This window comes from Photobacterium malacitanum (genome assembly GCF_900185615.1).
GTDB lineage: Bacteria > Pseudomonadota > Gammaproteobacteria > Enterobacterales > Vibrionaceae > Photobacterium > Photobacterium malacitanum.
Map to the genome: position 1 here is coordinate 866,564 of NZ_FYAK01000001.1, position 14,110 is coordinate 880,673.

At 41.9% G+C, this 14,110-nt stretch carries 12 protein-coding genes; 3 read left to right on the top strand and 9 right to left on the bottom strand.

Features of this window, described 5'->3' with window-relative positions; genetic code table 11:
* Positions 1–984 (bottom strand): zinc ABC transporter substrate-binding protein ZnuA, encoded by a 984-nt coding sequence (gene znuA / locus PMAL9190_RS03855; RefSeq protein WP_087843994.1) that lies wholly within the window; start codon positions 982–984, stop codon positions 1–3.
* A 162-nt stretch (positions 985–1,146) separates the two neighbouring features.
* Here znuA and znuC point away from each other — a divergent pair, with 162 nt between their 5' ends.
* Both znuC and znuB read left to right on the top strand, forming a co-directional pair.
* Positions 1,147–1,911 (top strand): zinc ABC transporter ATP-binding protein ZnuC, encoded by a 765-nt coding sequence (gene znuC, locus PMAL9190_RS03860; RefSeq protein WP_065166360.1) that lies wholly within the window; start codon positions 1,147–1,149, stop codon positions 1,909–1,911.
* Entirely contained in the window at positions 1,911–2,696 is a 786-nt protein-coding gene (gene znuB / locus PMAL9190_RS03865) for a zinc ABC transporter permease subunit ZnuB (RefSeq protein ID WP_087843995.1), read from the top strand. Before znuC ends, znuB begins: the two co-directional genes overlap by 1 nt.
* A gap of 87 nt (positions 2,697–2,783) precedes the next feature.
* On the opposite strand, the gene sucD is transcribed toward znuB, so the two are convergent.
* The 8 genes from sucD to sdhC form a co-directional block, all read right to left on the bottom strand.
* Positions 2,784–3,656 (bottom strand): succinate--CoA ligase subunit alpha, encoded by an 873-nt coding sequence (sucD, locus tag PMAL9190_RS03870; RefSeq protein WP_087843996.1) that lies wholly within the window; start codon positions 3,654–3,656, stop codon positions 2,784–2,786.
* Positions 3,656–4,822 (bottom strand): ADP-forming succinate--CoA ligase subunit beta, encoded by a 1,167-nt coding sequence (gene sucC / locus PMAL9190_RS03875; RefSeq protein ID WP_087843997.1) that lies wholly within the window; start codon positions 4,820–4,822, stop codon positions 3,656–3,658. The genes sucD and sucC overlap by 1 nt, the downstream gene beginning before the upstream one ends.
* A gap of 153 nt (positions 4,823–4,975) precedes the next feature.
* On the bottom strand, positions 4,976–6,190 hold the full coding sequence (odhB, locus tag PMAL9190_RS03880; protein ID WP_087843998.1) for a 2-oxoglutarate dehydrogenase complex dihydrolipoyllysine-residue succinyltransferase: 1,215 nt from the start codon (positions 6,188–6,190) through the stop codon (positions 4,976–4,978).
* A gap of 26 nt (positions 6,191–6,216) precedes the next feature.
* On the bottom strand, positions 6,217–9,048 hold the full coding sequence (sucA, locus tag PMAL9190_RS03885) for a 2-oxoglutarate dehydrogenase E1 component (protein ID WP_087843999.1): 2,832 nt from the start codon (positions 9,046–9,048) through the stop codon (positions 6,217–6,219).
* Between the two features lie 106 nt (positions 9,049–9,154).
* On the bottom strand, positions 9,155–9,868 hold the full coding sequence (locus PMAL9190_RS03890) for a succinate dehydrogenase iron-sulfur subunit (protein WP_087844000.1): 714 nt from the start codon (positions 9,866–9,868) through the stop codon (positions 9,155–9,157).
* 15 nt (positions 9,869–9,883) lie between these two features.
* Complete coding sequence (sdhA, locus tag PMAL9190_RS03895) at positions 9,884–11,650, bottom strand: succinate dehydrogenase flavoprotein subunit (RefSeq protein ID WP_087844001.1); 1,767 nt, start codon at positions 11,648–11,650, stop codon at positions 9,884–9,886.
* On the bottom strand, positions 11,650–11,997 hold the full coding sequence (sdhD, locus tag PMAL9190_RS03900) for a succinate dehydrogenase, hydrophobic membrane anchor protein (protein ID WP_087844002.1): 348 nt from the start codon (positions 11,995–11,997) through the stop codon (positions 11,650–11,652). Before sdhD ends, sdhA begins: the two co-directional genes overlap by 1 nt.
* Positions 11,991–12,392: a succinate dehydrogenase cytochrome b556 subunit gene (sdhC, locus tag PMAL9190_RS03905; protein ID WP_087844003.1), complete on the bottom strand. Its 402-nt coding sequence runs from the start codon at positions 12,390–12,392 to the stop codon at positions 11,991–11,993. The genes sdhD and sdhC overlap by 7 nt, the downstream gene beginning before the upstream one ends.
* Before the next feature lie 390 nt (positions 12,393–12,782).
* Between sdhC and PMAL9190_RS03910 the strand changes: the two genes are divergently transcribed.
* The gene (locus PMAL9190_RS03910) at positions 12,783–14,072 is read left to right on the top strand and encodes a citrate synthase (RefSeq protein WP_087844004.1); all 1,290 of its coding nucleotides are present in this window, start codon (positions 12,783–12,785) and stop codon (positions 14,070–14,072) included.
* Positions 14,073–14,110: the final 38 nt, after the last annotated feature.

Here is a 14,110-nt window from a genome sequence, read left to right on the forward strand (position 1 = left end):
TTAATTAAGACACTTACTAAATCGTTGTCCAAGTTCATTAAGAAAACGGACATATCCTCCCTTGCCCTCAACGATATCAGTTGCCATTGGGTCAAGAGTCCCTATTTTAACATTCGTTCCTTTGGTCACAGATTTCACAACAGCAGGTGAAAACTGTGGTTCACTAAAGACACATTGTGCCTCATTATTCGTTAACGCCTGACGAATAGATAACAGTGTTTTTGCACCCGGACGACGATCCGGTTCAACCGTAAAATGGCCAAGATTATCCAGCTTAAACTGTTGTTCAAAATAGCCATAGCCATCATGGAAAACGTAATAACCTTTATTATTTAAAGGCTGTAATTGTTTATTCAGCTTAATAACCGCTTGTTGAACTTCTGTAGTGAATGTAGAAAGATTAGCTGTATATGTATTTTTATGCAACGGGTCATACTTGATCAATGCCTTAGTTATGACATTTGCTGCTTGTACTGCTTGATCTGGTCCCAACCATAAGTGAGGATCGATACCATTATGTTCGTGATGATGACCTTGATGTTCAGTTTCTGTGCCATGACTGTCATGCTCATGCTCATGCTCATGCTCATGCTCATGCTCATGCTCATGCTCATGCTCATGCTCAGCATGTGATTCATCTTCTTCTGCATAATAGCGGAAATTAATTCCTTGCTGTTTACTTAACGCAATATTTTCAGGTTTTGAATCCATGGTTTTTGTTAAAAAGGATTCTAGTTCTGGGCCGATCCATACAACCAAGTCGGCCTGCTTTAATTTTTTTACATCTGAAGGACGTAAAGCATAATCATGGGGTGATGATCCTGCTGGAATAACAAATTCACTGGTTGCAGCGCCTTGAGTTAATTCACTAACAATCAAATTCAGTGGTTTAACCGTTGTAACCACGTTAAAAGTATCATCAGCAAACGCTGAACCTGAAAGAACAACAGCAGTAGCGCAACATAAAGAAGTTAGACGGTGCATGATTTTTCCATAAAATGTAAACGGTAAAAAAATTATTGATTATCAGCAAAGAAATTTTTCTCAATTGGCTATAATCAGCGCGTATTAACAGTAACACAACTATCATAGCGATGTTATAATATAACATCACAATTTTGCAAATTCTTATTTTAAGCACGCTTTATGACAACATTAGTAGAATTACAATCATTAACCGTCGCCTTTTCTGGCCGTAACGTTCTCGATAATATTGCGCTCAAATTAGAACGTGGTGAAATTACAACGCTTATTGGTCCTAATGGTGCTGGCAAATCAACACTTGTAAAAGTGATAACAGGTTTGCAAAAACCAACCTTAGGTAACGTTGTGCGTCAAAAGGGAATGCGCATTGGTTATGTACCACAAAAGCTTCATCTAAATGATACTTTGCCACTTTCTGTTGATCGATTTATGCGATTAGCGGGACGCTATTCTATTGATCAGCGACGTGAAGCACTAACCATGGTCAATGGCGCTCACTTAATCGATAGCGACATGCATCGCTTATCTGGTGGTGAGATGCAACGGGTATTATTGGCACGAGCATTATTACAAAAGCCAGATTTATTAGTGCTAGATGAACCTGTTCAAGGAGTCGATGTTACAGGTCAATTAGAACTTTATCGCCTAATTCAACAACTACGCGACTTACTTAACTGTGCTATTTTAATGGTTTCGCACGATCTTCACCTTGTAATGGCTAAAACGGATAAAGTGATCTGCTTACAACATCATATTTGTTGTTCTGGTAGCCCATTTAGTGTGACTAACCACCCTAAATATATTGCATTATTTGGTCGTCAAGCCAGTGACCAACTCGCGTTATATCAACATCAACACAACCACCAACATGATGATTCAGTAACACCATCAACATGCTGTAATAATCATCAGGATAATAAAAAATAATGATTGAATTTCTACTTCCAGCGTTAATTGCTGGTATTGGGATCGCCCTATTAGCCGGTCCTTTAGGGTCTTTTGTGGTATGGCGTAAAATGGCTTATTTTGGTGATACCCTTTCACATGCATCATTACTGGGTATTGCCTTAGGCTTTTTATTTAATATTAATTTAAATCTAGCGTTAGTTATTTGTTGTTTAGTGCTCGCGGTTATTTTAGTGACCTTACAAAAGCAACGCTATGTTGCGACCGATACTCTGCTTGGCATCTTAGCTCATAGCGCATTATCTCTTGGTTTAGTGGCAGTTAGTTTTTTAGATAATGTTCGTATCGATTTAATGTCTTATTTGTTCGGCGATTTACTGGCAGTAACCACCAATGATTTAATGTGGATTTACGGTGGTGGTGCTATCGTGTTGGCGCTACTTATTTCTCTATGGCGACCGCTGCTATCAATGACAATCAGTGAAGAAATGGCACAAGTCGAAGGTGTAAACGTCGATTTAATGCGATTATTATTAATGCTGATGGTCGGTATGGTGATTGCAGTTGCAATGAAATTTGTTGGCGCATTAATTATTACGTCATTGTTAATTATTCCAGCAGCAACCGCACGCCGTTTTGCTAATAGTCCAGAATCAATGGCCGTTATTGCCTCTATCATTGGATCGATTTCAGTGGTGCTCGGCTTAGCGATGTCATGGCACTATGACACTCCAGCCGGTCCTTCTGTAGTCGTATCAGCAGCAGCATTATTTATGCTTAGCCAGCTAAAACGAACTCAGCGCTAATATAATTCCCCTTAATAAAAAACCCGCAGCCATATTGGAGTGCGGGTTTTTTATCGATATATCCTAGTCACTAAAAGCTGATTAACTTTACCAGCCAGTCACTTCGCGTAATGCTTTACCAATATCGGCTAAACTTTGTACCGTTTTAACCCCAGCCGCTTCCAATGCTGCAAATTTTTCATCTGCAGTACCTTTACCGCCAGAAATAATGGCACCAGCATGGCCCATACGTTTACCCGGAGGTGCCGTCACACCTGCGATATACGATACAACTGGCTTAGTGACATTGTCTTTAATGTAAGCAGCCGCTTCTTCTTCGGCAGTACCACCGATTTCACCGATCATTACAATCGCTTCTGTGGCTGGATCTTTTTCAAACATTTCTAGAATATCAATGAAGTTTGAACCCGGAATTGGATCACCACCGATACCCACACACGTTGATTGACCAAAGCCTTCATCGGTTGTTTGTTTTACCGCTTCATAGGTCAATGTGCCTGACCGTGAAACGATACCCACTTTACCCGCTCTATGAATATGACCAGGCATAATGCCAATTTTACATTCATCAGGAGTAATAATTCCGGGACAGTTTGGGCCTATCATTCGTACACCAGCCGCATCTAAACGTACTTTAACATCCAACATATCTAAGGTTGGTATGCCTTCAGTAATCGTTACAATTAGCTCTATACCAGCATCAATAGCCTCTAGAATCGCATCTTTACAAAATGGTGCAGGCACATAAATGACAGTAGCAGTAGCACCCGTTGTTTTGACCGCATCACGGACGGTATTAAATACTGGTAAACCTAAATGAGTCGTTCCACCTTTACCCGGTGAAACACCACCGACTAATTGCGTGCCATAAGCAAGCGCTTGCTCTGAATGAAATGTACCTTGTCCGCCGGTAAAACCTTGGCAAATGACTTTAGTCTGTTTATTAATAAGTACTGACATTATTTACCCTCCGCGGCAGCAACGACTTTCTCTGCGGCTTCAGTTAGCGACGTCGCAGCGATAATATTGAGGCCACTATCAGCCAGTTTTGCAGCACCGACTTCAGCATTGTTACCTTCAAGCCGAACCACAACGGGTACTTTCACACCCACTTCAGCAATCGCACCAATAATACCTTCAGCGATAAGATCACAGCGAACTATGCCACCAAAAATATTCACTAAAACGGCTTTAACATTGCTATCTGAAAGAATAATTTTGAAGGCTTCTGTCACCCGCTCTTTGGTTGCACCGCCGCCAACATCAAGGAAGTTTGCTGGTTGTCCACCATGAAGGTTAACAATATCCATGGTACCCATTGCCAAACCTGCGCCATTGACCATACAACCAATATTACCGTCAAGGGCTACATAATTAAGTTCCCATTGTGCAGCATGAGCTTCACGCTCATCTTCTTGAGATGGATCATGCATTTGGCGTAATTTAGGCTGACGATATAATGCATTAGCATCAATATTAATTTTACCGTCCAGACACACCAATGTGCCTTCTTGAGTAATAATTAGTGGGTTAACTTCAAGCAACGCTAAATCACACTCAGCGAACATATTGCCAAGCCCGAGAAATATTTTAGTAAATTGCTTAACTTGATCGCCTTGCAAACCCAGTTTAAAGGCTAACTCACGTCCTTGATAAGGTTGCGGGCCAACTAACGGATCAATGGCTGCTTTATGAATAAGATGCGGCGTCTCTTGTGCAACTTTTTCAATCTCTACGCCACCTTCTGTTGATGCCATGAAAACAATACGTTGTGAACTACGATCCACAACCGCACCAAGATATAACTCATTAGCAATACTAGAAGCCGCTTCAACCAATACCTTAGTCACTGGTTGTCCTGCAGCATCCGTCTGATAAGTCACTAAGTTCTTACCCAACCAATGTTGCGCAAATTGTTTAATGCCTTCTTTATTGTCATGTAATTCAACACCGCCAGCCTTGCCTCGACCACCAGCATGAACCTGACATTTTACAACCCATTTTTCACCGCCAATTTTACCTGCCGCCGCTGCCGCTTCTTGTGGAGTGTCACAAGCATAGCCTTCAGGCACAGGTAAACCATATTCGGCGAATAGTTGTTTTGCTTGATACTCGTGCAAATTCATAATGTTCTATCCGTTTTTATCCCTTTGGGACTTGTTAAATCCATTTGAGATATTCTTTGATATCTCTTCATCATTGTCCGTGTTTACTGTTCCCTTTGCAGAGAAGAAAGTTAACCGAATAATGAGCATTTACTCGGCTAACTCTTTTGGTACTTATACGTCCAGTAATAGACGTGTTGGATCTTCAAGTAGCTCTTTAATTGTGACTAAATAGCCAACAGACTCACGACCATCAACTAAACGATGATCATAAGAAAGTGCTAGGTACATCATAGGTAAAATTTCAACTTGACCATTAACTGCCATTGGGCGGTCTTGAATTTTATGCATACCTAAAATAGCTGCTTGTGGCGGGTTAATAATCGGCGTCGACATTAACGACCCAAACACACCACCATTGGTGATAGTAAAGTTACCGCCAATAAGATCATCAACAGTTAACTTGCCATCACGGCCTTTAATTGCTAAATCGCGAATACCTTTTTCAATTTCAGCCAAACTTAACTTATCACAATCTCGTAACACAGGGGTAACTAAACCACGTGGTGTTGAGACAGCAATACTGATATCGAAAAAATTATGATAAACAATATCATCGCCATCAATTGACGCATTAACTTCTGGGTAACGCTTCAATGCTTCAACAACAGCCTTAACATAAAACGACATAAAGCCAAGACGAATACCATGGCGCTGCTCAAACACATCTTTATATTGTTTACGCAGATCCATGATAGGTTTCATGTTAACTTCATTAAATGTCGTTAACATCGCGGTGCTATTTTTAGCTTCTAATAAACGCTCAGCAACGCGTTTACGTAAGCGTGTCATCGGTACTCGTTTTTCACTACGATGCGCGAGTGGTGGCTTAATTTGACTATCAACACTCTTGGTGACAGCTGGCGCTTCAACCGCTTGTTTCAAATAGTTATCAACATCTTCACGGGTGATTCGACCACCTACACCTGTGCCTTTCACTTTCTCAGCAGCTACGCCATGTTCACTTAATAAGCGGCGAACAGCTGGACTTAAGGCTTCACTATTTTCTTCATTTAACGAAGCAGTATTACGTTTATTGGGGGACGATTCAGCATCAGCCAATACTGCAGAGGTTGGCTCACCAGCAACAGCATTGACTTTGATTTTACCAATCAACTGCTTGGTTAATACCGTTGTGCCTTCAATTTCAAAGATAGCTTCTAACACGCCATCTTCAGGTGCTGGGACCTCAAGTACAACTTTATCTGTTTCAATATCAACCAAGACCTCATCACGAGAAACAGTATCGCCTGGTTGTTTATGCCATGTGGCTACAGTTGCATCGGCAACAGATTCCGGAAGATCTGGAACCAGAATTTCGATTGTCATATCGGTATTGTCCTTTTGTTCTCGTTCTAATTATTAGAATGGTCTTGAGATTCAATAGTTAATGCGTCTTCAACTAACGCTTTTTGTTGTTTCAAATGTACAGACATGTAGCCTACAGCGGGTGATGCTGATGCTGGTCGTCCGGCATAACGTAAAAGCGATCCTGCAGGTAACGCAGAATAGAAATTATGCTGGCTAGAATACCATGCACCTTGATTTTGAGGCTCTTCTTGACACCAAACAAAATCAGTAACATGACGATAATCAGCAATCGCAGCTTCAACATCTTCTTTTGGAAACGGGTATAGCTGCTCAATACGCACAATAGCAACATCGGTTTGTTCATTTTTACGACGTTGTTCTAATAAGTCGTAATACACTTTACCAGAGCAGAATACCACTCGCTTCACCTGCTGTGCTGGCAGTTCATCTACCTCACCAATTGCCGCTAAGAAAGTGCCATTAGCAAGTTCATCTAATGTCGATGTACATAGCGGATGACGTAACAACGACTTTGGCGACATCACTATTAGCGGTCGACGCATTGGGCGTACAACTTGGCGACGAATCATATGGTAGACTTGCGCTGGCGTTGATGGCACGACTACTTGCATATTTTGCTCAGCACATAATTGTAGATAACGCTCAAGACGTGCAGATGAATGCTCAGGACCTTGGCCTTCATAGCCATGTGGCAATAGCATAGTTAAGCCACACATACGGCCCCACTTTTGCTCACCAGAACTAATAAACTGGTCAACCACTACTTGGGCGCCATTAGCAAAATCACCAAATTGCGCTTCCCAAATCGTTAATCCACTTGGCTCTGCGGTTGCATAACCGTATTCAAATGCTAATACCGCTTCTTCTGATAATACTGAATCAATCACTTCAAATGGCCCCTGACCATTATGAATGTGAGTTAATGGAATATAGGTACTGGCATCTTGTTGGTTGTGTAGCACTGCATGGCGATGGAAAAATGTTCCTCGACCTGAATCTTGACCTGTAATACGAATACGATGACCATCATCAACCAATGTTGCATAAGCTAAATTCTCAGCCATACCCCAATCAAAAGCTTTTTCACCAGCAATCATCGCTAAGCGGTCGGTATAGATTTTTTGCACTCGGCTTTGTAGCTGATGACTAGTTGGATACTGGCATAAGCGCGTACCTAACTCTTTTAAACGCTGTTCGTCAACTTTGCTTTTCCAATCAACAGTCCAATCGTGGCCTAAATATGGAGCCCAATCAACCGAATGCAGTTTCATTGGTCGCCACTCTTTAACCACACACTCACCACGATCTAATGCATCACGGTATTCATTAACCAACCCCGTTGCGACATCTAATCCAAATGCACCGATTTCAGTTAAATAATCAGCATATAACTTGCGTGGCGTTGGGTGTTTTTTGATTTTTTGATACATCAATGGTTGCGTAGCTGTAGGCTCATCAGCTTCGTTATGCCCATGACGGCGATAACAGACTAAATCAATTACTACATCACGTTTAAACTCATGGCGATAATCAAATGCCAGTCGAGTTACAAAAGCTACCGCTTGTGGATCATCAGCGTTCACGTGGAAAATAGGTGCCTGTACCATTTTAGCGATATCGGTACAATATTCTGTTGAGCGGGTATCTTGAGGATTTGAAGTAGTAAAACCAACTTGGTTATTGATAACAATACGTACGGTACCGCCAACACTATAACCACGCGCTTGCGACATATTAAAGGTTTCAGCAACAACACCTTGGCCTGCTATTGCTGAGTCACCATGAATGGTAATCGGTAATACTTTATCACCAATATCATCACCTAAACGATCTTGACGAGCACGTACAGAGCCAACCACTACTGGATTCACAATTTCAAGGTGAGATGGGTTAAAGGCTAACGCTAAATGCACATCACCCCCCGGAGTTGCAAAATCAGCTGAAAAGCCCTGATGATATTTCACATCACCCGTACCCCAACTATCACCGTGCTTACCTGCAAACTCATCAAATAAATCTTGCGGCTTTTTACCCAATACATTGACTAACATATTTAGGCGGCCACGGTGAGCCATACCCACGACGACTTCACGTACCCCTTGTGAACCCGCATGACGAATTAACTCTTTCATCATTGGAATCATGGCATCGCCACCTTCTAATGAGAAACGTTTTGCCCCTGGGAATTTCGCGCCTAAATAACGTTCAAGTCCTTCTGCTGCAGTCAATTCATCAAGAAAACGCAATTGTTCATCGGCAGTAAATGAACCTGTGCCCATGACCGATTCAAGCCGTTGTTGAATCCAACGTTTTTCTTCAGTATCGGTGATATGCATATACTCAGCACCAATAGATCCACAGTAGGTCTTTTTAAGTGCTGCATATATCTCACTGAGTTTCATGGTCTCTTGACCAATCGCAAATGAACCGACATTAAATGTTTCATCAAAATCGTCGGTAGTTAACGAGTGAAATTCAGGATCGAGATCGGCAACATGCTCGCGCTGCCATAATCCTAACGGATCAAGATTAGCATTTTGATGGCCACGAAAACGATAAGCATTGATTAGCTGTAATACTTTAACCTGCTTTGCATCAACATCAGGATCATTAACGACAGCACTTAAAAAATGGGTCTCTTTTGCTAAACGTCGAAAGTAATCACGCACACGAGAATGGGGTTGCTCAATAACTACGTCATTAACAACCGGCAGATCGACAAATACCTCTCGCCATTGGGTATCGACTAACTCTGGATCGCTAAGATACAACTCGTAAAGATCTTCTATATAAGTTGCGTTGGCGCCAGCTAAATGTGAAGACTCAAGCCATGCCTTCATAACGCTATTCTGCATTATTTTCCCTTAACTACTAATTTATCGCCATTGGCATCGGTCTAATACCGAGCATTCCCGTTAGCGAGCCTGCAAACTGCATCGACTCACTAACATATCGATATTTTTAAACTGCTCGTTTAAGCAGCATAGATTTGATGTGTCCAATCGCTTTGGTCGGATTTAATCCCTTAGGACAGACATTTACACAGTTCATTATGCCATGGCAACGAAAAACACTAAATGCATCATCAAGATCAGATAATCGTTGATCGGTTGCAGTATCACGGCTATCAATTAACCATCGGTAAGCCGCCAATAAACCAGCTGGGCCAATAAATTTATCTGGGTTCCACCAAAATGATGGACATGCAGTTGAACAACAGGCACACATAATACATTCATATAATCCATCTAACTGCGCACGATCTTCAGGCGCCTGCAAATTTTCTCTTGCAGGCGGCAATGTCGCATCATCAATTAAAAAGGGTTTTACTTTTGCGTAGTTACTGTAGAACTGTTCCATATCAATGATCAAATCACGAATCACCGGCAACCCAGGTAATGGACGAATCACAATGGTATCGCTGGTCATTAGCGCAGATAACGGCGTAATACATGCTAAGCCGTTTTTACCGTTCATATTAATACCATCAGAGCCACATACTCCCTCACGGCAAGAACGACGGAAAGACAAACTTGCATCTTGTTCTTTTAGCAAAATTAACGCGTCTAACACCATCATATCGGAGCCATCTGGCACATCAAGCTGGTAGCCTTTCATGTGTGGAGCATCATCAACATCAGGGTTATAACGGTAAATTGAAAAATTCAGTTTCATCGCTGTTGTCTCCCGTTAATAAACACGCGCTTTAGGCGGAAATGCTTCACGATGAATAGGCGTCATATTAACCGCTCGTTTTGTCATCGCTTCTGTTTCTGGGTTATAGATCGAATGACATAACCAATTAACATCATCGCGTTCTGGGAAATCAAACCTAGCATGTGCGCCACGGCTCTCGGTGCGGTAATTTGCAGCAATGGCGGTTGCCATTGCCGTTTCCATCAAGTTATCTAATTCTAAACACTCAATTCGCTGAGTATTAAACTCCGTCGAGGTGTCATCTAATCGCGCATGCTGTAAACGTTCACGAATCGCTTTAAGCTCTTCTAACCCAGCAGCCATTGCCTCACCTTCTCTAAATACCGAGAAGTTATTTTGCATGCAGGTTTGCAGATCTTTACGAATTTGAACTGGATCTTCACCTTCTTGGGTATTATTCCAACGATTAAGACGCGCAAGAGAAGCTTCAATGTCAGCTTCGGTTGCAGGGGTTGCTTCTGCTTGAGCAGCTAAGGTTTCGCCAAGGTGTAAGCCGGTTGCACGACCAAACACCACTAAATCAAGTAATGAGTTGCCCCCTAAGCGATTAGCACCATGCACTGATACCGAAGCGATTTCACCACAAGCAAATAGACCCTGAACTTCTTCGTCCATGCCTGCTGCATTTTGTTTTAATACTTGGCCTGACACTTGAGTCGGTACCCCTCCCATCATGTAGTGACACGTAGGAATAACCGGAATAGGCTCTTTAACAGGATCAATATGCGCAAATGTGCGTGATAATTCACAAATACCTGGTAGACGCGATTCAAGTACATCTTTACCTAAATGATCAAGTTTTAACTTCAAGTGCGGCCCCCATGGACCATCACAACCGCGTCCTTCACGGATCTCAACCATCATCGAGCGCGCGACTACATCACGTCCAGCTAAATCTTTCGCATTGGGGGCGTAGCGCTCCATAAAGCGCTCACCATCTTTATTTAATAAATAGCCCCCCTCACCACGACAACCTTCAGTAACTAATACACCTGCACCTGCAATACCTGTCGGGTGGAACTGCCACATTTCCATGTCTTGCATTGGCACACCAGCACGCAGTGCCATACCGACGCCATCGCCAGTATTGATATGCGCATTAGTGGTTGATGCATAAATACGCCCAGCGCCTCCAGTTGCTAATATCGTAGCTTTCGCTTTGAAGTAGCACACTTCACCAGTTTCCATGCACAACGCAGTACAACCTAAAATAACCCCGTCTTGGTTTTTGACTAAATCAAGTGCATACCACTCTGAGAAAATAGTGGTTTGATGTTTAATATTTTGCTGATAAAGCGTATGCAATAATGCATGACCTGTTCGGTCTGCCGCTGCAGCTGTACGCGCGGCTTGCTCACCACCAAATTCTTTTGACTGGCCACCAAATGGACGTTGATAAATACTACCGTCATCAAATCGAGAAAAAGGTAATCCCATTTTTTCAAGTTCAATCACAGACTTAGGACCATTTTCACACATGTATTCAATCGCGTTTTGATCACCAATATAATCAGAACCTTTGACGGTGTCATACATATGCCACTGCCAGTTATCAGGATGTGAATTACCTAATGCAACAGTGATCCCCCCTTGTGCAGATACCGTATGAGAACGAGTTGGGAAGACTTTTGATAACAAGGCACATTTTAAGCCTTGCTCTGATATTTGGAGTGCAGCACGCATTCCTGCACCACCAGCGCCGATAACAACAGCGTCAAATTCACGAACAGCAATGCTCACTACACACCCCACACAATCAAGAAACCTGAAAATAGGTAAATAAATAAAATCGCGACAATTAAAAACTGAAAGCACGCTCTTAACGCGGCGGGTTTTATATAATCAGTCAGTACTTGCCATAAACCAATCCATGCATGAATTAAAATCGAACCTAAGGCTAGTAGCGTAAAGACTTTGGTCGTTAGCTGACCAAAAAAGTCTTGCCATGATGCAAAGGTTATTTCTGGGCCAAAAGCAAAGAACCCTACGAGATAAATGGTGTACAGGGTCAGAATAATGGCTGTTGCACGAATTAAAATAAAATCATGTACACCATTTCGCCCAACAGAAGAAACATTGGCTACCATACTAATACTCCTGAAAATACAGATAAAATTGCCACAATGACAAAACTTACCTTGGTACTAGCAAGGCCCGTTTCCATTTCTTCAAAATAACCAAGATCCATCAATAAATGACGAATACCAAGCACGATATGATAAAACAGAGCGGTTAGCATCCCCCACAGCACAAATTTCACTATCCAGCTATTAGTAATACTGGCAGCGGCAGCGAAACCTTCAGGGGAAGACAATGATAAGTTCAACAGCCACAATAAAATGGCAATAGAAACGAACGTAATCACACCAGAAATTCGGTGGAGAATTGACGCTATCGCTGTTAAAGGAAAGCGTATTGTTTGTAGGTCGAGGTTGACGGGTCTAGGCTTCTTTACTTTCACATTTTGCTCACTCAGCTTCATTGAAGCATTTTATTTTTTATTAAACTCTTTGATTGTTTCTATAGTGAGCTATCAAGAAACCGTTTTAAAAATGCTACGCTACCATTAAAAGCAAAGTGTTGAGCAATATAATCGCTTTGTCTTTCAACCGCATTCCCATCGCAGTTCATTAACAACATGTCATCTATATAATAACCAAATGTCAACCCCACTATACATAGCGCAACATTCAAAAACAAATTCAGTTACATGACATTAAACACATATTTCACAAAAACAACACAAACAACGAAAAGTTATTAACAAGCGCACATTGATGAACACAAAAATTGACAATTGGCTCACCTAGCGGTACAACAAATATACATCCGCTTCGGATTCAGGATTATACAAATAACAAAGGAGATTGTTATGGCAGATAAGAAAGCTACCCTTCATATAGAAGGGAAAGCACCTATCGAACTGCCGATTATCGAGGGCTCAGAGGGCCAAGATGTAATCGATGTGCGAAAACTAGGCGCAAACGGTTTTTTTACATTTGATCCAGGTTTTCTAGCAACAGCCTCATGTGAATCTCAAATCACGTATATTGATGGCGATAAAGGAATTCTGCTACATCGTGGTTTTCCTATCGATCAATTAGCCAATAATGCTGATTACTTAGAAGTTTGTTACGTTCTCCTTTATGGTGAAGTACCAACACGCACTGAATACGAAAAATTCCGTACTACAGTTACCCGCCATACTATGGTTCATGAGCAAATTGCCAGTTTCTTCCATGGCTTTCGCCGTGATGCTCACCCTATGGCAATTATGTGTGGCGTGGTCGGTGCATTATCAGCGTTCTATCATGATTCATTAGATATTAATAATGATCTTCACCGTGAAATAACGGCGTTTAGACTACTATCAAAAATGCCAACTTTGGCAGCAATGTGTCATAAATACACTACTGGTCAGCCATTTATTTACCCACGAAATGACCTAGATTATGCAGAGAATTTCTTGCATATGATGTTTGCTACGCCATGTGAAGAGTATGAAGTTAGTCCGGTAGTATCACGTGCAATGGACAAAATTTTCACTCTGCATGCAGATCATGAGCAAAATGCATCTACCTCAACGGTGCGTTTAGCGGGTTCTTCTGGTGCCAACCCATTTGCTTGTATTGCGGCTGGTATTGCTTCACTGTGGGGTCCTGCACACGGTGGGGCTAATGAAGCCTGCCTTAAAATGCTTGAAGAAATTGGTAGCGTAGAAAATATTCCAGAGTTTATTGAACGTGCCAAAGATAAAGATGACCCATTCCGCCTAATGGGCTTTGGGCACCGGGTATATAAAAACTACGATCCACGTGCAACGGTTATGCGTGAAGCATGCCACGAAGTGCTTGAAGAGCTTAAAATTGATGACCCATTGCTTGATGTTGCTATGGAACTTGAGCGTATTGCGCTGTCAGATGAATACTTTGTCAGCAAGAAGCTTTACCCAAATGTTGATTTCTATTCAGGTATTATTCTTAAAGCAATTGGTATTCCGGTATCAATGTTTACGGTTATTTTTGCAATGTCGCGTGTGATTGGCTGGATTGCGCATTGGAATGAAATGCACAGTGATCCAACTAACCGAATTGGTCGTCCACGTCAACTGTATACCGGTTATTCACAACGTGAGTTTAAGCCACTTTACGAACGAGAGTAACTGAGGTTCGAGGTTCGAGGTTCGAGGTTCGAGGTTCG